Consider the following 21088-nt stretch of genomic DNA (forward strand, 5'->3'; position numbering starts at 1 on the left):
AAAGAAAAATTAAAAGAAGAGGGGGGACAATCCCCTCTTTTTTGTTTACAATATAGAAATGCTATATATGAATAGAGGTAGGGATGTTATGAGCAAGTTTACAGTAGCTTCTAATGGTGCATTAGAAACAACATTAAGAGGAGCAGAAGTATTATCAACACCACTTTTAAATAAAGGGGTAGCTTTCACACAAAATGAAAGAGAAGAGTTAGGTTTAAAAGGGTTATTACCGCCAGCGGTTTTAACGTTAGAAGAACAGGCACGCCGAGCATACGAACAATTTAGTTCTCAGCCGGATGATTTATTAAAGAATGTATACTTAACTGCGTTACATGATCGAAATGAAGTATTATTTTATCGTATATTAACAGATCATTTACGTGAAATGTTACCGATTGTATATACACCAACTGTCGGTGTAGCAATTCAAAGATATAGTCATGAATATCGTAAACCACGTGGTGTTTATTTATCAATTAACGATCCATCAGGTATCGAAGAAGCATTCACGAATATCGGTGCAACAGCTGAGAACATTGATTTAGTCGTTGTAACAGATGGAGAAGGCATATTAGGAATTGGTGACTGGGGCGTTGGTGGTATTAACATCGCAATCGGAAAATTAGCTGTTTACACTGCTGCAGTTGGAATCGATCCTAGTCGTGTATTACCGGTAATTTTAGATGTAGGTACAAACCGTGAGGAGCTATTAAACAATCCATTTTATATTGGAAATCGTCACCCTCGTATAACAGGTGAAGCTTACGATGAATTTATTGATACGTTTGTACAAGCGGTAAACAAACAATTCCCGAAAGCACTTTTACATTGGGAAGACTTTAGCTCTCGTAACGCACGAAAAATTTTAGATAAATATCGTCATGATGTTTGTACGTTTAATGATGATATTCAAGGTACAGGTGCAGTTTCACTTGCGGCAGTATTATCGGCAGTGAAAGCTTCTGGTGTACCGCTAAGTGAACACCGCGTTGTTGTATTTGGTGCTGGTACGGCTGGAATCGGTATCGCAGATCAAGTTAGAGATGCGATGGTCCGCGTAGGCGTATCTGAAGAAGAATCATATAAGCGTTTCTGGTGTATTGATCGTAACGGGTTAGTTACAGATAATATGGAAGATCTTCTTGATTTCCAAATTCCGTACGCAAGAAAAGAAGCAGAAGTAAGTGAGTGGAAAGAAAATGATGTGATCGGACTTGCTGAAGTTGTGAAACATGTAAAACCGACAATTTTAATTGGTACATCTACTGTTGCAGGTGCATTTAAAGAAGAGATTATTAAAGAAATGGCTTCTCACGTAGAAAGACCAATTATTTTACCAATGTCGAATCCGACGCCACTTGCTGAAGCAAAACCAGCAGATTTAATCGAGTGGACAGAAGGAAGAGCGTTAGTTGCAACAGGAAGTCCATTTGAACCAGTTACATATAACGGTGTAACGTATGTGATTGGACAATCAAATAATGCACTTATTTTCCCAGGTCTTGGTCTTGGAACAATTGTAGTACGAGCAAGTGTCATGACGGATGGAATGTTCGCAGCAGCTGCTGAGGCAGTTGCAAGTATGGTAGATACAAGTCAGCCAGGAGCACCTATTTTACCAGAGGTCGAAGAATTACGTAATATCTCAGAAATGGTTGCAATTGAAGTAGCTAAAGTTGCAGTTGCAGAAGGTGTTGCAAGAGTGAACTTAAGTGATAACGATATCAAGATGGCAGTGAAAGAAGCAATGTGGAAGCCAGAGTATCGCCAAATAAAAGCGGTAGAAAAGGTTAGAATATAGAAAAAAAGCCCGTTTATAACAATAAGCGGGCTTTCGCTTTTACTACTGAAAAAAAGTATAGGAAGTGTCACCTTTGAATTGGAATCAATTATGGAAGAAAGATATGTCCCTTTTAATTATATTAATGGTCGTTGTTCCGATTGCTGGGGAGCTGAACTTTCATCCCTTTAATGATACGTTTCGAGTTAGCTTCGGTACACCGCTATTCTTCTTTTTATTATTATTTTTAAGAAGAGTACCAGCAGGAGTTGCAGGTATTCTTGTTGGTATATCTGTAGTCTTATTCCGAGTATGTCTTGACTGGATCATGCAAGGTTCATTTCATATGACAGAATCATTTTATTTGCGTTATCCTGTGTTCTTCTATTATTTTATTTATGGCAGTTTTTTTTCGCTTTGCAGGGTAAATAAGTTCCATCAGAAACCAATCATTATTGGATGCCTTGGGATTTCAATTGAAATTGTTGCAAGTATGTCAGAACTTGCGTTTTATCACATGTTAGTACTAGGTACAACAATAACGATTTCTGAAGTAAATAAACTCATCATTATTGCTATTTTTCGTAGTTTCTTTGCACTTGGTTTTTTAAATATGATGAATTTATATGAAACGAAATTAAAAGAATCGCAAGTTCGAAAAGAAAATGAAAATATGTTAATGCATCTTTCTAATTTATATGTGGAATCTGTTCATTTGAAAAAGACGTTACAAAATGCGGAGTTAATTACACAAGAAGCATATCAACTATATCGAAATTTACAAGTAAGCGCTGATTCAAGTAGTAAAACAGCATTGAAAATAGCGGGGGAAGTGCATGAAATAAAAAAGGATAATCAAAGGATATTTGCAGGATTATCTAAACTGTTATTAGATAAAAATGTGGCTGAATATGTAGAAGGACATGAGTTAGCAGAAATGATTGTTAGAATAAACGAGAAGTATGCTGAAATGCTAGAAAAGGATATACGTTTTTCTAAACATATAGAAGGTGAGCATGCTGCATACCACGTGTATACAGTTCTATCAATTTTTAATAACCTCGCTGCAAATGCAGTTGAAGCAATTGAAGATAAAGGTGTCATTATTATTAAGCTATATAAAAGAGATCAACATATATTTTTTGAAGTAATTGACGATGGACCTGGTATTGCACAAAAATATAAGAAATTAGTATTTAAGCCAGGATTTACTTCTAAGTATGATCAAACGGGAACACCGTCAACTGGTATTGGGCTTTCTTACATAAATGAAATGGTAACAGAGCTAGGCGGAGAAGTGAGATTAGAAGGCCGAGAAAATAAAAGAGGATGTAAGTTTATCGTTTGTTTACCAGAGGGTAGTTTAAAGCGGGAAGGGGAATAGATTTGTTTTATTATATCGTAGACGATGATGAAGTTTTCCGTTCGATGCTTTCGCAAATTATTGAAGATGGAGATCTTGGAGAAGTAATTGGTGAGGCGGATGACGGAGCTTTTATTGAGGCGGATCAACTAAATTTTAAAAAAGTAGATATTTTATTTATTGATTTGTTGATGCCGATGAGGGACGGAATTGAAACAGTTCGTCACATTGCGTCAACTTTCACGGGGAAAATCATTATGATTTCTCAAGTGGAATCGAAGCAGCTTATAGGTGAGGCATATACACTTGGTGTAGAATATTATATTACAAAACCATTAAATAAAATCGAAGTTGTATCTGTTGTACGCAAAGTGATGGAGCGTATTAGATTGGAGCGTTCTATACACGATATTCAAAAATCATTGAATAACGTGTTTCAGTGGGAAAAACCGCAATTGCGTACTGAACCAGTGCAAGAAGGAAAAAAGATAGGGGATTTAGGGCGCTTTTTACTATCAGAACTCGGTATTGCGGGAGAGAATGGAAGTAAAGATTTACTTAGTATGCTGGAATATTTATATGGTCAAGAAAAGGCACAGACATTTGAGTTTGGCTTTCCTGCGTTAAAAGAAATTTTCCATCATATTACGATAAGAAAATTAGGGGATTTAGCTTTAGAGGCGGATATTGATAAAGAGAAAAAAGCGTCTGAACAAAGAGTACGTCGAGCTATTTATCAGTCGTTAAATCATTTGGCTTCTTTAGGATTAACAGACTTTTCAAATCCAAAATTTGAAAGCTATGCTCCAAAATTTTTCGATTTTACCGTAGTTAGAAAACGGATGACAGAAATGACGAAAGATGAACTCGCATCTTCTGGTCATACGCGAATTAATACGAAAAAGTTTATTCAAGTGTTGTATTTTGAGGCGAAGAGGTTGATGGAGATAGAGTGAAGAAGATGCTTATAAATAAGCATCTTCTTTTGTTAAATCAACATTTTATATTTTCTCGTGGAGCATGTAAAATGTTAAGTAAGAGAAAATGGTTTTATATTAAGGAAGTGTCAAAGCAATGAGTTTCACATTGAATAAATCGATTATTAAAGAAGTGTGCGGAGAGACCTCATATAAAAGAGGTGAAGCCTATTATAAATCAAATAAAGTGATAATAGATCAGTACGATGAAAATAAAGAAATTTGTGAGGCGACAGTAAAAGGGAACGAGGATTTCCATGTTACAGTAGCAAAAGCCAAAAAGGGTGATGTTGTTGCAAAATGTAGTTGTCCTTCATTAGCGTCTTTTCAAACGTACTGTCAACATGTTGCAGCAGTATTAATACAAATAAACTATAATCAACAAACAGGTAGAATGAGCTCCACTAGTAGCAGAAATGATCAATTGACAAGTGGTATGTTTCAGCTGTTTGCAGACAAACCACTGAGGCCAAAAAGTAAACAACACCGTTTTGATACACGTGAAATATTAGATATTGAGTTTATATGTACACCAGTAGCTACGAGAAGTGGTGGGGCTCTTCTTGGAATTCAATTGAAACTTGCCAAAGTGTATTTCATAAATCATATTAGAGAATTTCTTTCTAAGGTGGAGAAAAGGGAATCTTTTCATTGTTCAAATGAATTTACATATACACCAGATGTACATAGTTTTAAACAAGAAACGGATGCGATTATTCAGCAGCTCATTAAAATGTATCATAACGAAAAAATGTATGAAGATACGCTAGAAGTACATGCGAAACAAGATGAAAGTATGATATTTATACCACCAGCTTCATGGAAAGATATGCTCTCTTCACTTTCTAAAGTTGAATATGTACAGCTGAAACAAAATGAACAACTGTTTCAGGGATTACAAGTTTCAAAAGGGTTGTTGCCGTTACACTTTGAATTTACGAAGGGAAATAATGGCGGATTTACACTTCATATAGATGGTTTAAATCGTGTACAAGTTATGGATATGTATAACAATGCACTTTACGATGGGAAATTATATCACTTACACATTGAAGATTGTATGCGACTTATTGAATTACAAAAGATGATGAGTCGCTCAAATAGTAATCAGTTTTATATTCCAGAAAGTAAGATGGAACATTTCGTCGCGAAAGTTGTACCAGGATTAATGAAGCTCGGAACTGTACACATTGATGAAGTAATATCGGATCGTGTTGAAACACCTTCGCTAAAAGCGAAATTGTATTTAGACCGCGTGAAAAGTCGCTTATTAGCAGGGCTTGAATTTCACTATGGGAACGTCATGATTAATCCGCTAGAAGAGGATGGACAGCCGTCTGTTTTTAATCGTGATGAGAAAAAGGAAAAAGAGATTTTAGACATTATGAGTGAAAGTGCCTTTGCAAAAACAGAAGGCGGTTACTTTATGCATAATGAAGAAGCTGAGTATAACTTTTTATATCACGTCGTGCCAACATTAAAAGGTTTAGTTGATATTTATGCGACGACAGCAATCAAATTGCGAATTAGTAAAGGGGATGCAGTTCCTCTTATTACAGTGAGAAGAAAAGAAAGAATTGATTGGTTGTCATTTCGTTTTGATATAAAAGGAATACCAGAAGCAGAAATTAAAGGTGTATTAGCGGCCCTTGAAGAGAAACGTAAATATTATCGATTGGCGAACGGTTCGTTTTTATCGCTAGAGAGTAAAGAGTTTAATGAAATTAATCAGTTTATAAAAGAATCAGGTATTCGGAAAGAATTTTTACATGGAGAAGAGGTAAATGTTCCACTTATTCGGAGTGTAAAATGGATGAACGGACTTCATGAAGGCAATGTTTTAAGTTTAGATGATTCTGTTCAAGAGTTAGTAGAAAACATTCAAAACCCGAAAAAATTAAAGTTTGCTGTGCCAAATACTTTAAATGCAGAAATGAGAAAGTATCAAGTATATGGGTTCGAATGGATGAAAACACTTGCTCATTACCGTTTTGGCGGTATTTTAGCAGATGATATGGGACTTGGAAAAACGTTGCAAAGCATTGCTTTTATAGATTCTGTTTTGCCTGAGATTCGAGAAAAGAAACTACCTATATTAGTCGTTTCACCATCATCTCTTGTTTATAATTGGTTTAGTGAATTGAAAAAATTCGCCCCGCATATTAGAGCAGTTATTGCAGATGGAAACCAAGCAGAGCGCCGGAAAATTTTGAAAGATATAATGGAATTTGATGTCGTAATTACGTCATATCCATTACTGAGAAGAGATATAAGATTATATGCAAGACCATTTCATACACTATTCCTTGATGAAGCGCAGGCGTTTAAAAACCCTACAACGCAAACGGCAAGAGCTGTGAAAACAATTCAAGCTGAATACCGTTTTGGGCTAACGGGTACACCTGTAGAAAATTCATTAGAAGAGCTATGGTCTATCTTCCATGTCGTCTTCCCAGAATTATTACCAGGAAGAAAAGAGTTCGGTGATTTAAGGCGTGAAGATATAGCGAAGCGAGTGAAACCATTCGTATTAAGACGATTAAAAGGGGACGTATTAAATGAGTTGCCAGAGAAAATAGAGCACTTACAATCATCGGAGTTATTACCCGATCAAAAGAGTCTCTATGCTGCTTATTTAGCGAAGCTAAGGGAAGAAACGTTAAAGCATTTAGACAAAGATACGTTACGTAAAAATAAAATTAGAATTTTAGCTGGTTTAACGAGATTGCGACAAATTTGTTGTCATCCTGCTTTATTTGTTGATGATTACAAAGGAAGTTCAGCTAAATTTGAACAACTGTTAGAGATTTTAGAGGAATGTAGAAGTACAGGGAAGAGAATATTAATTTTTTCTCAATTTACGAAGATGCTTTCCATTATTGGTCGTGAGTTAAATCGACAAGCAATTCCATACTTTTATTTAGACGGGAGTACACCAGCGCAGGAACGTGTAGAGCTGTGCGATCGGTTTAACGAAGGAGAAGGAGATCTATTTCTCATTTCTTTAAAAGCTGGTGGTACCGGACTTAATTTAACTGGTGCAGATACAGTAATATTATACGATTTATGGTGGAATCCAGCTGTTGAACAACAAGCGGCCGATAGAGCGTATCGAATGGGACAAAAAAATACAGTGCAAGTTATAAAGCTAGTAGCTCAGGGAACAATTGAGGAGAAAATGCATGAACTGCAAGAAAGTAAGAAAAATTTAATTGCTGAAGTGATTGAGCCGGGAGAAGAAAAATTAGCATCCATCACGGAGGAAGAAATACGAGATATTTTAATGATTTAATATGAAAAAGCTATGCTTTCACATGTGAAAGCATAGCTTTTTGTTGTAATAATTATATTTTGTTTTGTACAAAGTAAAGAAATCAAATGTTATTTAAATTACTTCTTTGTACCTTTACTTTTGTATGGCTTTGCAGCTGCCTTTTTCTTTGCACTTGATTGCCAACGGTTCCATCCTTTACTTCCTGTACCTTGTCCTACACCTTTTTTCGGTTTTGCCTTCGTTTTACTCATATGATCACTCCGTTATTTAAAAATCTTATTTGATAATAGTCAATGATTTAGAAAATACTCTTTATAAATGACTATGATTGCTTTAAGTAAAAATAAACTGCTTGAATGCTATAGTATATCATGAAATTGCAAGTAAACTGAAAGGAATTATAAAGAAAATGAAAATAATAAGAAATACTGCGGATTCTATATTCCGAACGATCACATTAATTATTGTGTATACGTTAGTTTCGGTCAGTGAAACATTTTTTGGATTGACGAGGCAGAAAAAGTAAAGATGTTAAATTAACAACAATCAATAAAGCCGTAAAATAAAGAATTGAAAAATATTTTAAAACTTTTTGTTGACTTTCTTTATTTTTTGTATAGAATAATCATTAATAAAATGTTTCAGAGATGTGACAACAAAACGACTATGAAAGGACGAGTAGTAGTAGGACGTAGTTTAAGCGAGTCAGGGGTGGTGTGAGCCTGATACGAAGCCTATTATGAAGAACCTCCTGGAGTTGCTAACCGAAATCCTTTATAGGAAAGTAGACTTAGCCGGGAACTTCGCCGTTACAAGAAGAACAGTATCGAGATATTTCATCTCCGTATTGTATAAGTGAGCAACCTCTGTTGCTAATTTGGGTGGTACCGCGGAACCAAAGCCTTTCGTCCCAGTTTTTTGGGAAAGAAGGGCTTTTTTTGTTGGCTTCTTTTCACAACATCCAAACATTTTAGGAGGAAACCACCATGTATCAATCATTAATGACAGTAAGAGAGACTCAAATTGCAATTAAGGAAGTTAAAACATTTTTCGAGGACCAATTAGCAAAACGCCTTGAACTATTCCGCGTATCTGCACCATTATTCGTAACGAAAAAATCAGGATTAAACGATCACCTAAACGGTGTAGAACGTCCAATTGAATTTGATATGTTACATTCAGGAGAAGAATTAGAAATTGTTCATTCACTAGCGAAATGGAAACGATTTGCATTACATGAATATGGATATGAAGCTGGTGAAGGTTTATATACAAACATGAACGCGATTCGTCGTGATGAAGAACTTGATGCAACGCATTCCATTTACGTTGACCAATGGGATTGGGAAAAAATCGTTCAAAAAGAATGGCGTACTGTCGATTACTTACAAAAAACAGTACAAACAATTTATGGAATATTCAAAGATTTAGAAGATCACTTATTTGAAAAATATCCGTTCCTTGGAAAGTATTTACCGGAAGAAATTGTTTTCGTTACTTCTCAAGAATTAGAAGATAAATATCCAGAATTAACACCGAAAGATCGTGAACATGCAATTGCGAAAGAACATGGTGCAGTCTTCATTATCGGAATTGGTGATGCACTTCGTTCAGGTGAAAAGCACGACGGACGCGCAGCTGATTATGACGATTGGAAATTAAACGGTGACATTTTATTCTGGCACCCAGTACTACAATCTTCATTTGAATTATCATCAATGGGAATTCGTGTTGATAGTAAATCACTTGATGAGCAGTTAACGAAAACTGGTGAAGACTTCAAACGTGAGTATGATTTCCATAAAGGTATACTAGAAGACGTACTACCATTAACAATCGGCGGTGGTATTGGACAATCAAGAATGTGCATGTACTTCTTACGTAAAGCTCATATCGGTGAAGTTCAATCTTCTGTATGGCCTGACGATTTACGTGCAGCTTGTAAAAAAGAAAACATTCATCTGTTTTAATAGAAGTGAGGGAATAGCTTAAATATAGAGCTATTCCCTCTTTTTTATAAAACATTACTTATTTATTACCGAGTTCTTCCGCTAAACCGATTAAAATTCCTTCGACTCCACGAATGTAGCAGAGACGATACGAGTTCTCATACTGAACTACTTCACCAACGAGCTCTGCACCATGCTTAGTGAGTCTCGATACCATTTCGTCAATGTCTTCAACGGTGAACATGACGCGTAGATAACCGAGGGCGTTTACAGGAGCATTTCGGTTATCTGATATAGTAGGTGGGGTGAGAAATCGCGAAAGTTCAATTCGGCTGTGGCCATCTGGAGTGACCATCATAGCGATCTCTACGCACTGAGAACCGAGTCCAGTTACGCGACCAGCCCATTCACCTTCGACATTGGCTCGACCTTCGAGATTCAAGCCAATCTCCTCAAAGAAAGAGATTGCGTTATCAAGGGATTCTACAACGATGCTGACATTGTCCATTCGTAGTAATTTGTTTTTTGCCATAGTCTTATCTCCTTATGTATAAAAGTCTATTATTTAATTATCCTCATAATTATACTACTAAGTAGTTACAAATTCCTTTCAGTCAAAAACACCTTGTCACAGTATAGGAAAATGTGACAAGGTGTTTTTTAATATGTCATATAGCATCGTGTTAACGAACAGCTTTTTATTTAATAGGAAGGTAATACATTAATATGATTTTTTTAGCATTACTAAATATATCAGATTAGCTCATTTGCACTAAAGGCTCAATTTTCGCCATAAATGATTGATGCAGCGCCTCAACGCCTGTTACTAAATGAAGGCGGTCAATAACGACAGACACTTTAATTTCTGATGTACTTACCATTTTAATATGAATATCTTCTTCTTTTAAAGTAGTGAACATATTTGCAGCGACACCTGGGTTAGATACCATGCCAGATCCTACGATTGATACTTTTGCTAAGTGATTTTCATGTTCTACAGATTCATAGTGAAGAGTTTCTTGATTTTGTTCCAAAACTTCTAAAGTTTCTCTTAAATCATTCGAATGAATGGAGAAGGAGAGGTGTACAGTTCCTTCATTTGTAATACTTTGAATGATGATATCTACATTAATGTGTGCTGCTGCTAATGTAGAGAAAACTGTTGAAAGCGAGCCTTGTTCTAATCCTTTAATTGTGACACGTGTAATGTTATCCTCAAATGCAATACCTTTAACGATTGATTGTTGTTCCATGTTACATTCTCCTTTTACAATTGTTCCGTTTTCTTGTTCCATACTTGAGCGAACTTCTAAAACTACATTATGATTTTTAGCAAACTCAACAGCGCGCGGGTGTAATACGCCAGCACCGAGATTAGCAAGCTCTAACATTTCGTCATAAGAAATTTCGTCTAATTTGTAAGCATCTTTTACAACTCGTGGGTCCGTCGTATATACACCTGTCACATCCGTATAAATATCACATTTTTTTGCTTTAAGTGCAGCAGCTAATGCGACAGCAGTCGTATCAGAGCCACCACGGCCAAGCGTTGTAATTTCATTTTCTACACTTATACCTTGGAAACCAGCTACGATAACAATCGTACCTTCAGCAAGATAAGATTGAATACGATCTGTATGAATGTCAGTAATCCGTGCACTACTATGTACAGATTCTGTCGTAATACCTGCTTGCCACCCTGTTAATGAAATTGCATGATAGCCTTTTGCTTGCAGTGTCATTGTTAATAATGAAATAGTTACTTGTTCTCCTGTAGATAGAAGCATATCCATTTCACGTTTACTTGGATTTTCTGTGATAGCGTTAGCGAGTGCGACAAGTTCATCTGTGCTTTTTCCCATTGCTGAAACGACAGAGACAATGCTATGACCTCGTTCATATTCTTCAATAATTAAATTTGCTACATGTTGAATGCGTTCGACGCTTCCGACAGAAGTGCCACCAAATTTTTGAACAATTGTTTCCATTACAAATTCCTTCTTTCGTCTATTTTTAAGAATAGATTAGGAAATATATAAATCCCCAATACTCCTGTAGTTACCAGAAAGACAAACAAAAAACACCATCTCAAATAAGTGAGGATGGTGCTGTTACAGGAAAAGGGAAACAGAAAACGGAGCTAATAAAAAAACCGCCAAAAAAGGAATATCATAAAAAAATGATATCTCTTTTTTGTAGATAGCTCTTCATACGTACACGTCTGTACATATGACAGTTCTGTTTCTATTCGAAAACAGCCCCAATTGATAAATGCAGAGAAATTTATCAATTTCGGCAATACTTCCTTTCATCTAAGTTCATAGACATCTCTGTGTCTCCATTAGAATACTCATAAGTATCGCAACCTCTATCTCACGTTTTAGGCGAGAGTGTTTGATTTATGAAGTTGTTGGTAACATTTGTTTTATAATAATTTAAATTTTTCGTGGAATCAAGTGTTTTGTATATATTTTAAAAATTCTTTCTTTTTTTTTGAGGAAGTTTGTGAAAAATGTAGCAAAATAAATTCATTGCATGTACATTAAACTTATAGTGCATAGGAGGTGGGGAGAATGAAAAGGAAACAGCCTATTTATGTTGCGACAAAAATGAACACGACGATGGAAAAATTATGGGAATATACGCAAGAACCAGATATACATACAGAGTGGGATGCTCGCTTTACTGAAATTTCGTATTTAGAGAAAAAAGAAGGAGAACCAAAGAAGTTTTTTTATAAAACAAAGATTGGATTTGGGCTTGAAATAGTTGGAGAAGGGGAATCAATAGGTGAAATAAGAAAAGATATTTTAATGCAGTTATGCAATTGGATGAAAACGAAAATGAAATTGTAGATTATTTTGGTGAACCACATTTACTCGTTTCTACACTGCATTTTCATATCGATGAGTTAGGGGCAATGCATATTTCTTCAAAGAAACAATGGTTTTATATGTTTGGAAGAAAAATGCCGTTACCAAAATTCTTGTATGGTGAGGCAAAAATTGTTGAAAGTTATGATGAAACACTACAATGTTTTCGAATTCATGTACAAGTACGAAACCCGTTAATTGGTTCGCTTTTTTCATATAAGGGAACATTTGTGGAAAGGGAATAGACGATATGAAAAATATAATATTTGGGCTTGCTTGCTATGTTGTTTTTCTAATATGTGAGTGGTCGAATATAAATCCTGTTGAAGCAATTATATTATTATCTGTTTTATTATTTATACCAATGTCATTTTGTATTATTGATAAAAGAAAAAGAGATGGATCGCAATTATTATTTTATAAATCCGTATCATTTTTATATCCAATCGCAGCAATTTGTGCAATGCTAGCTTTCGTCACAAATCACTATTTATTTGCGCTAGTTTGGTTTGTATATACAGGAATTGTTGCGTTATTTGGTGTAAGTAGATTGCTAGAAAGAGGATGGAAGCCGTTAGAAGAGATCGCCATAGATAGTGCGTTTATTTATTTGTTTTTAGGTGGTTTTTGGTTTTCTGCTTCAGTAGCAAAACTTTCAATTATGCATTTTAGCTCTGACATTGTTTTACTCACAGCTGCACATTTTCATTATTCGGCGTTTCTATTGCCATTATCAGCTGGTTTAATAGGGAGAAAAAGAGAAAAGAGAAGTAAAGTGTATGATGCTATTATGTTTATCATCATGATTTCACCTATGACAGTTGCAATAGGAATTACATACTCAAGAATATTTGAATTTTTTGCAGTGTTCCTATATTTATGTGCAATTTATGGGTATGGATTTTACGTTTGGAGAGCAAAATTTAATGCTATCAGTGCAAAGATTCTTCTAATCGTTTCGTCTATTACACTCATGGTTACAATTATGTTCTCACTTATATATTCATACGGGAATTTGAAGCATGTCTTGACGATTACAATTGCTCAAATGGTTTGGATTCATGGTGTTGTCAACGGAATTGGAGTAGCGTTACCGGCATTTATCGGCTGGGTGATTGAAAAGAGTGTTCCGAATTATAAATACTATGGGAAACCAATGAGTAAGTTAAGAGGAAATGTGGCAATTGGTGAGGCTTATTTATATAGCAGCAATTTAGTAGACAGTAAGGAATACAACGGTTTAGTTGATAAAGTAAATGACTTTCATAGTGAGGCATTTGATGTGACGAAGGTTCCTTTAAGTATGATTCATTTTTATGAAAATACAGTAGAGTATGAATTGCAATCGAATATTAAATGGGCTCGTTGGTTCCGTCCGTTCGCACTTTGCTATGAGAAAATGAGTAAGCGTGTAGAACAAATACATTTAGGAATGGGCGGCAATTGGGAAACGATGCATGGCTCTATCATTAGTGTCATAGATGAGAAAGATGGAAGAGAGAATGTAAGGGCTTGGCTAAGAAAAAATGAAGCAGGTAAATCTATTTTTGTAGCTCTTTATTCAAAGCATACAAATAAGAATGAGACATATATGAATATCGCCTTACCTTTACCTTATTCGAATATGACTGGTATTTTGAAACTATATAATGATAGTCATGATTTAATCATTACTAGTAAGTTAAGAGAAAATGGTCAGGGAGATGAGGGGATTTATTTACATACTCGGTTCTTGACAATCCGTTTACCGTTAGCAGAGACTTTTATTATAAAAGAGCGCACGGATCACATACTAGAAGCTAATCATAGAATGTGGATATTTGGAGTTAAGTTTTTAGAAATTGATTATAAGATTAAGAAAGGAGAGGAGAAGTAAGAAAAGCTTGGAGAGATTCCAAGCTTTTTTACGTATGTGTAATTGTTATAGCAACTTGTTTATCTAGCTCATTATCCCAAACACGTTGAATTTCAAAGGTGCCTGTTTCAAAAAAATAATGGGAATCTTTCTTTAAACCAATCTTGCATAGGAAGCTTTAGTGCTGTATCCATTGGTATCCATAAGAAAGACTAAGCCCTAAAGAAATTAGGACTTAGTCTTCATTAAATACAAATGTTTGTTTCATTTTTTTACCTTCATTTACCGGATGGCCATTGTAAGAGAAATTCTTTTCTTCCCAAGTGATTACAACTTTAAAATTATGACTACTAAAGTCTAATGGGAATACCATGTAGTCAAAGCTTGTATGACTTTTAGAAATATTTTCATTAGGTGTAGTAGGTTTAAAGGTAGCTTTAGAGGTAGGGTTGTTATCAAGTATTTCCACAGATACGTTTGATACATCATGACCGATGTTTTTTACGAGTAAACTATACGTATCAAATACACCTTGCTTTGGCTGGATTGCTTGCTTGTTTGAGTTATGAGATTTATCAATTTCGACATACCATTGTTTAGACTTTGACGCAATCGGTAGTGACTGAAATGTGTAAGCACTAGCTTGTATTGGTAGTGCTAAGCATAAAAGTGTAAAGAGAGTTAATATTTTTCGTTTCATTTTTTTAGAGCTCCCATTCTTTAATGGATTTACTTGTTATTATCTTCTTTTTACGAGTAAATATACCATATAATGTAAAGTGGCTATAAGAGTAGTGAATCAATATCTTATTCAATACTCTTATAGCTGGCATAATTACGTATGTAGTAAAAAAGAATAAATTTGTTTTTCTATACTTAGATTGCTGCCCTTTTTAAAAGGACTATTTTTACGTTTTAATAAAAAGAATATACTAAGAGTTCAGTATAAATTATTTATTTTAATGTAGTTAAATGTGCTTATATATGTGAAATTAGAGAAGGAAGCTGTGTAGAGATGTTTCTACACAGTTTTTTTAGGATATGAAAAAATTACCAAAAATATGTTAAAATAACATTGTCATACAACAAGGGGGATTTGTTTTATGGAAAATGGACATCTTGCTAAAGTAGACTTAACGAAAAAAATTGAATCAAAATCTAAGTACAATAAGAAATTAGAAAAATATCAAAGGCGCTTATTAGCATTACAGCAAATTTTGAAAGAAGAAAAAATCGCGGTTATGCTTGTTATGGAAGGATGGGATGCGGCTGGTAAAGGTGGGGCAATTAAGCGGGTGACGGAACATCTTGACCCGCGTGGGTTCCAAGTAAATCCAATTGGAGCGCCTGCACCTCATGAGAAACGTTACCATTATTTGCAACGTTTCTGGCGCAAAATTCCACAGTACGGGCAAATCACCATTTTTGATCGCTCATGGTACGGTCGTGTGTTAGTTGAGCGTGTTGAAGGATTTGCTACAAAGGAAGAGTGGATGAGAGCATATGATGAGATTAATGATTTTGAAAAACTACTAACAGATGACCATTACATAATAGGGAAGTTCTTCTACCATATAAGTAAAGAGGAACAGTTAAAGAGATTTAAAGATAGAGAGAAAAATCCTTTGAAAAGATGGAAAATTACAGACGAAGATTGGCGTAATCGTGAAAAATAGGATGAGTATGTTGAAGCAATGGAAGACATGTTTGAAAAAACAAGTAAGCCAAATGCAAAGTGGCATATTATTGAAAGTAACGATAAATTGTATGCTCGTGTGAAAACGTTAAAAATTATTATTTCATTCATTGAGGATTATTTCTTAGAACATGGTATAGAATTGCCTTCTTATTATTATGAAATGAAAGAGGATATTGAAGTTTTGCAAGGTGTAGGTGTTAAAGAGTAAATAAGAAAATGGCCCTGTGAATTGGTGAAACCAAATTATGGGGCTTTTTTATTTAGAAACATTTTACAATTAACAGAATAAGGTATATAATCAATAATCATATTAACATTGTTAATATGATTATTGATTATATACTAATATGATTATTGATTATATACTATGTGGGGGTTTTACTTTGAAGGGGAGAGATGTTGTTTTAGGTTTATTAATGGAAAAGGAATTGTCTGGTTACGATATTAAAATTGTGTTTGAAGACGTATTTACTCATTTTTTTGATGGAAGTTTTGGAATGATTTATCCAACATTACGACAATTGGAGAATGAAGGGAAAATAAAAAAAGAGGTTGTCATGCAAGAGGGGAAGCCGAATAAGAAAATGTACTTTATTACGGATGAAGGACGTGAAGAGTTTTATCAATACATGCAGACGCCTATAGAGAAGGATGTTTTACGTTCGGATTTTTTAATGAGAATGTATTTTGGCAACTATAGTGATGATGTGACAATAAAAAAATGGATTAAAGATGAAATTGAAAGAAAAGAAGCGTACATTGCAGATCTTCGATTGAAATATGAAAAGTGGAGAATAGGTATTACTTTCGTCGAAGAAATTTCACTAGATGTAGGTATTGCATCGTATAGTGCACAAGTGGAGACTTTGAAGAGAAAATTAGAAGAGTTAGAGGCGAAAGAAAACAATAAAACAGAAGAATGAAAAACGCATTCACAATAAATAAAGGGGTATATAAAGATGGAGCAATCAAAGGGTATTAAGATTGTCTTTTTAATGTGTCTAGGTATCTTTCTTTGTATGATTGATACGACAATTATGAATATAGCTTTACCGGCAATACAATCGAGTGTAAATACTTCATTAGAAAAGATGTCTTGGGTATTAAATGTTTATACAATGACGATTGCAGTACTTGCCATTCCGTTAGGGCGGATAGCTGATATCTTTGGAAAAGCAAAGATGTATATTCTTGGTCTGGTGATTTTTGGGGGTGGATCGATACTTTGCGCTTTTGCTAATACAGGTGATTTTCTTATTTTTTCTCGTTTTATACAAAGTATTGGGGCAGCAATTTTATTTCCAACAAGTATGGTAATTGGTGTATCAGCTATGCCGTTAGCTAAAAGGCATGTTGCACTTGCAATTTTAGGAGTAACACAAGGATTGTCAGCTGCTATGGGGCCAGTAATAGGTGGAATTATTACGCAAAATTTAGGATGGAGATGGGTGTTCTTCGTTAATGTTCCGGTTTGTATAATAGGAATCGTGTTATGTTGCATCATGCTACAAATAAAAAATGAAGAACGTATTATCTCAAAAATAGATTGGATAGGACTACTATTAAGTAGCACAGCAATTTTTTCATTTACTCTCATATTAGTAAAAGGTAATACATGGGGATGGCAAAGTAATATTGCTTTGTCTTGTTATGCAATTAGCACTATTTCTCTTATTCTATTTATTTTAGTAGAACGAAAGATTCATAACCCAATGGTGAATTTAAAGTTATTTCAAGATCGAATGTTTGTCGGAGCGTCAATCGTTGTTATATTGAGTAATTTATTTTTAATTGGAGTTACTGTATTGCTTCCAACGTTCTTGACGAAACTACAAGGTCGAACGGAAATTGAAGCGGCTTTTTTAGTGACACCTATTTCAGCGATGATATTTTTTGTCTCACCAGTTGCAGCAACTTTAATTAAAAAACTCGGAAAAGTAACTATTATTTTGTCAGGATTTCTTGTTATGGGGCTTTCCTACTATTGGTTGCAAATGATTGATGTTCATTCAACAAATATAGAAATTATTATTCCATGTATGATATTAGGTGTCGGATATGGCTTAGTAGTGGGGCCAATTACAGTTTTAAGTGCGTCTTCGTTTGAAGGAGAATTATTAACTGCTTCTCAAAGTGTTGTATCAATGTTACGACAGGTTGGAATTGTATTGGCGGTCGCAATATTTGTCTCTAACTTAACTCATAATTTAACTATAAATAAAGAAAAAGTATATCGTTATGCAGAAGAAAAGGTGCGGAATATTCATGTGAATAGTACTGAGCAAACTGAAATTTTACAAATGACTAAAGAAAAAATAGAGAATCAAAGTTTAGAGTCGAATATAAATAAGAAACAAAATGCAATGACAATGGGATTAAGTAAAGAGAAAAAGGAAGAATTGATTCGCGACAAGACGGATGAAATATTAAGAAAAGTTCCAGTAGAATATAGGGATGTAAAAAGAGAAGAAGTTATGAGGCAAGTAACAAAAGAAGTTGAAAAACAAGAGGAAAGTATAAAGAAAGAGGTACTCACATTTTCGAATGATGTGAATCATTATGCCAAGAATCAGATGGCAATGAGTTTTACAGATTTATATAAAGCAAGTGTGCCAATTATTTTAATTTGTGCTTTCGTAAGTTTGTTGTTTTGGGAAGGAAAAGCTTTAAGTAACAAGAGAAGGGGAAGATTAGTAGAAGATGCGTAAAGAAAAACAGGCTGCTATTAGCCTGTTTTTTCATTGTTTTCTCCTTGCATATTGTGAATAGTAGTATTTTTAATATAGCATGGGATAAGTCGAGTATGATTAGAAAGTTTTTTAGAATGAAAGGTATGAATGGAAAATGCCATTGAATATGTAACATTATACATAGTACATTAACAAGAGGGATTAATTTTAAAAGGAGGATGGAGAATTGCTAGATAAGGCAGGGGCTTTAATAGATAATCATGTGTACACAGAAGAAGAGCAACAAAAATTATACAAACGAACGTTAATAATCGTCAGCATTTCACAAATGTTTGGCGGTGCAGGACTAGCTGCTGGTATTACAGTGGGAGCACTTCTTGCGCAGCAAATGCTTGGAACAGATGCATTTGCAGGATTACCAACTGCTATGTTTACATTGGGATCAGCATTAGCAGCTTTCATAGTAGGGAAGCTTTCGCAACGATATGGACGCCGGATAGGTCTTGCAACAGGGTTTATAGTAGGTGGATTTGGAGCAATTGGTGTTGTAATGGCAGCTTTAACGAATAGCATTATTCTTTTACTTATTTCTTTACTCATATATGGTGCCGGTACAGCCACGAATCTACAAGCTCGTTATGCAGGTACAGATTTAGCAGATAAGAAGCAGAGAGCAACGGCTGTTAGTATTACGATGGTAATGACGACTTTCGGTGCAGTTGCAGGACCAAATTTAGTAGGAGTAATGGGTAGTTTTGCGCATTCAATTGGAGTTCCTAAACTTGCAGGTCCGTTCATACTATCGGCAGCAGCATTTATACTGGCGGGTCTAGTTCTTTTTGTTATGCTTCGTCCAGATCCGTTAATTATTGCTAACATAATAGAAAGATATAAACAGGAACATACATATAAAGGGCAACCAATAACAGAAGAAGTGAAAGAAAATAAACGAGGTATTACAGTTGGAGCAATCGTAATGATACTTACGCAAATCGTGATGGTTGCGATTATGACGATGACGCCAGTTCATATGGGACACCACGGTCACGGTTTAAGTGCAGTAGGACTTGTGATAGGTTTTCATGTAGGTGCAATGTATCTTCCATCTCTCGTTACAGGAATGTTAATTGATAAAATTGGCCGAACTACAATGAGCATAGCTGGTGGAGTGATTTTACTTGCAGCGGGTGTCATAGCTGCGATAGCGCCAAGTGATTCTTTATTACTATTAATCGTTGCTCTGTCTTTACTTGGGCTAGGATGGAACCTCGGATTGATTAGTGGTACAGCACAAATCGTTGATTCCACAACACCGTCTACACGTGCTAAAACACAAGGGAAAATAGATGTTTTTATTGCGCTAGCTGGAGCTTCTGGTGGAGCGATGTCAGGTATGGTAGTAGCGAATTCAAGTTATGCGGCATTGTCATTGGCTGGAGGCGTGTTAGCGTTATTACTTATTCCTGTTGTGATATGGTCTCGAAAAGGGGCAAGAAATTAAATGAAAAAGAGGTTCTAGTTACTGACTAGAGCCTCTTTTTATACACTTAAATTAAATTCCACTCTACAATAAGTCCTAAATGTGTAAGACCACCACCGAATCCGTATAGTAAAAGTGTGTCTCCATTATTTAACTTCCCTTCTTTTATAGCTAAATCTAGAGCGAGTGGAATGGTGACTGAAGAGGTATTCCCCATATATTCCACGCTCGTTAATGTTTTTTGTATTGGAATTTGAGATTTTTCGCAAATAGATTCAATCATTCGTAAGTTAGCGCTGTGGGGTATGAACCAGTCTATATCATCCCCTTGCATATTTGCGTTATGTAATAAATTTTTTATGCCTTTTGGCACTGTTCGTGTTGCCCATTTATATACTTCTCTTCCATTTTGAACGATTTTTTCATTTGTTTGCAGTGGTGTGCCATTCATAGTAGTAGATAAGTTTGTTCTATATAGATGAATGCCGCCATCACCGTTTGTTCCCATGTGAGCAGCGATAAAGCTTGGGGTGTCTTCATCTCTTTCTAATAAAATAGCTCCAGCACCATCACCGAATAAAATACAGGTCGTTCTATCGGTATAATCAGTAACTTTAGATAATGTCTCTGTCGCTACGACAAGTATTTTTTCATGTGATCCAGAAGTGATTAAGCTATTACCGACGTGTAGTCCATATGTAAAACCAGCACAAGTTGCATTTAAATCAAAAGCTAGTGTATGAGGTATGTTGAAGTATTGTTGTATTTGGCAAGCAACACTAGGGAAAACGTAATCAGCAGTAGTAGTAGCGACAATGATACAGTCGACATCTTCTAAGTTTTTCTTATATGTTGTACATAAATTTTTAATTGCTTTAATGGCTAAGTTTGAGGAATATTCTTCTTCGCTAGCGATTCTTCTTTCCTTCATTCCTGTTCTTTGTACAATCCATTCATCATTCGTATGGACCATCTTTTCTAAATCGTTATTAGACAATATTTGATCTGGAACATAAGTACCAATTGCAGTAATACGAGATTTAGAATGCATAGGAACATCTCCTAATTTTTATTTTTATAACCTGATACTAATATTAGGTTATAAAAATGTCAATATAGATTTTTGTTGTATTAAAACGATAATACTT

The 21088-nt window shown here is 35.0% G+C and carries 14 protein-coding genes, 4 pseudogenes, 1 riboswitch and 1 other annotated feature; of the genes and pseudogenes, 12 read left to right on the forward strand and 6 right to left on the reverse strand.

Annotated elements, in window-relative coordinates:
* Window positions 1-88: 88 nt before the first annotated feature.
* The 4 genes from malS to HMPREF2590_RS09385 all read left to right on the forward strand — a co-directional run bounded on the left by malS (window position 89) and on the right by HMPREF2590_RS09385 (window position 7412).
* Window positions 89-1801, forward strand: a complete 1713-nt coding sequence (malS, locus tag HMPREF2590_RS09370) for an oxaloacetate-decarboxylating malate dehydrogenase (RefSeq protein WP_016109742.1) — start codon at window positions 89-91, stop codon at window positions 1799-1801.
* 64 nt (window positions 1802-1865) lie between these two features.
* A complete protein-coding gene (locus HMPREF2590_RS09375; protein WP_002004878.1) occupies window positions 1866-3164 on the forward strand; it encodes a sensor histidine kinase in 1299 nt (432 codons plus the stop codon).
* 2 nt (window positions 3165-3166) lie between these two features.
* Window positions 3167-4099, forward strand: coding sequence for a response regulator (locus HMPREF2590_RS09380; RefSeq protein WP_000500302.1), 933 nt, complete (start codon window positions 3167-3169; stop codon window positions 4097-4099).
* A gap of 118 nt (window positions 4100-4217) precedes the next feature.
* Window positions 4218-7412, forward strand: a complete 3195-nt coding sequence (locus HMPREF2590_RS09385) for a DEAD/DEAH box helicase (protein ID WP_050821762.1) — start codon at window positions 4218-4220, stop codon at window positions 7410-7412.
* Between the two features lie 98 nt (window positions 7413-7510).
* On the opposite strand, the gene HMPREF2590_RS09390 is transcribed toward HMPREF2590_RS09385, so the two are convergent.
* Window positions 7511-7645, reverse strand: coding sequence for a DUF3934 domain-containing protein (locus tag HMPREF2590_RS09390; RefSeq protein WP_000047588.1), 135 nt, complete (start codon window positions 7643-7645; stop codon window positions 7511-7513).
* Between the two features lie 406 nt (window positions 7646-8051).
* Window positions 8052-8310, forward strand: a binding site (T-box leader).
* A 70-nt stretch (window positions 8311-8380) separates the two neighbouring features.
* Between HMPREF2590_RS09390 and asnA the strand changes: the two genes are divergently transcribed.
* Window positions 8381-9364, forward strand: a complete 984-nt coding sequence (gene asnA / locus HMPREF2590_RS09400) for an aspartate--ammonia ligase (protein ID WP_000284914.1) — start codon at window positions 8381-8383, stop codon at window positions 9362-9364.
* 58 nt (window positions 9365-9422) lie between these two features.
* Here asnA and HMPREF2590_RS09405 read toward each other — a convergent pair whose 3' ends face one another.
* Together HMPREF2590_RS09405 and HMPREF2590_RS09410 are read right to left on the reverse strand one after the other, a co-directional pair.
* Window positions 9423-9875 carry a VOC family protein gene (locus HMPREF2590_RS09405; protein WP_001107261.1) on the reverse strand — a complete coding sequence of 151 codons (453 nt, stop codon included), beginning with the start codon at window positions 9873-9875 and terminating at the stop codon, window positions 9423-9425.
* A 226-nt stretch (window positions 9876-10101) separates the two neighbouring features.
* The gene (locus HMPREF2590_RS09410; protein WP_050821763.1) at window positions 10102-11331 is read right to left on the reverse strand and encodes an aspartate kinase; all 1230 of its coding nucleotides are present in this window, start codon (window positions 11329-11331) and stop codon (window positions 10102-10104) included.
* 204 nt (window positions 11332-11535) lie between these two features.
* A riboswitch (Lysine riboswitch) is annotated at window positions 11536-11722 on the reverse strand.
* 194 nt (window positions 11723-11916) lie between these two features.
* Between HMPREF2590_RS09410 and HMPREF2590_RS09420 the strand changes: the two are divergent.
* The 3 genes and pseudogenes from HMPREF2590_RS09420 to HMPREF2590_RS09430 form a co-directional block, all read left to right on the forward strand.
* Window positions 11917-12150: pseudogene (locus HMPREF2590_RS09420) on the forward strand (hypothetical protein); the annotation flags it as partial.
* Window positions 12138-12461: pseudogene (locus HMPREF2590_RS09425) on the forward strand (DUF4166 domain-containing protein); the annotation flags it as partial. The pseudogenes HMPREF2590_RS09420 and HMPREF2590_RS09425, both read left to right, overlap by 13 nt.
* A gap of 5 nt (window positions 12462-12466) precedes the next feature.
* Window positions 12467-14092, forward strand: a complete 1626-nt coding sequence (locus HMPREF2590_RS09430) for a YndJ family protein (protein WP_050821764.1) — start codon at window positions 12467-12469, stop codon at window positions 14090-14092.
* A 28-nt stretch (window positions 14093-14120) separates the two neighbouring features.
* Here HMPREF2590_RS09430 and HMPREF2590_RS09435 read toward each other — a convergent pair.
* Both HMPREF2590_RS09435 and HMPREF2590_RS09440 read right to left on the reverse strand, forming a co-directional pair.
* Window positions 14121-14277: pseudogene (locus tag HMPREF2590_RS09435) on the reverse strand (DNA mismatch repair protein MutT); the annotation flags it as partial.
* A gap of 29 nt (window positions 14278-14306) precedes the next feature.
* A complete protein-coding gene (locus HMPREF2590_RS09440) occupies window positions 14307-14771 on the reverse strand; it encodes a hypothetical protein (protein WP_000823345.1) in 465 nt (154 codons plus the stop codon).
* 403 nt (window positions 14772-15174) lie between these two features.
* Between HMPREF2590_RS09440 and HMPREF2590_RS09445 the strand changes: the two are divergent.
* The 4 genes and pseudogenes from HMPREF2590_RS09445 (at window position 15175) to HMPREF2590_RS09460 (ending at window position 19961) form a co-directional block, all read left to right on the forward strand.
* A pseudogene (locus HMPREF2590_RS09445) lies at window positions 15175-15978 on the forward strand (polyphosphate kinase 2 family protein).
* Between the two features lie 175 nt (window positions 15979-16153).
* A complete protein-coding gene (locus HMPREF2590_RS09450) occupies window positions 16154-16693 on the forward strand; it encodes a PadR family transcriptional regulator (RefSeq protein ID WP_000678330.1) in 540 nt (179 codons plus the stop codon).
* A gap of 36 nt (window positions 16694-16729) precedes the next feature.
* The gene (locus tag HMPREF2590_RS09455; RefSeq protein ID WP_000438104.1) at window positions 16730-18478 is read left to right on the forward strand and encodes an MDR family MFS transporter; all 1749 of its coding nucleotides are present in this window, start codon (window positions 16730-16732) and stop codon (window positions 18476-18478) included.
* A 208-nt stretch (window positions 18479-18686) separates the two neighbouring features.
* Window positions 18687-19961, forward strand: coding sequence for an MFS transporter (locus tag HMPREF2590_RS09460; protein ID WP_000884517.1), 1275 nt, complete (start codon window positions 18687-18689; stop codon window positions 19959-19961).
* Window positions 19962-20007: 46 nt separating this feature from the next.
* On the opposite strand, the gene HMPREF2590_RS09465 is transcribed toward HMPREF2590_RS09460, so the two are convergent.
* Window positions 20008-20991, reverse strand: a complete 984-nt coding sequence (locus tag HMPREF2590_RS09465; RefSeq protein WP_000555756.1) for a ketoacyl-ACP synthase III — start codon at window positions 20989-20991, stop codon at window positions 20008-20010.
* Between the last annotated feature and the right edge of the window lie 97 nt (window positions 20992-21088).

This window comes from Bacillus sp. HMSC036E02 (assembly GCF_001836235.1).
Lineage (GTDB): Bacteria > Bacillota > Bacilli > Bacillales > Bacillaceae_G > Bacillus_A > Bacillus_A cereus.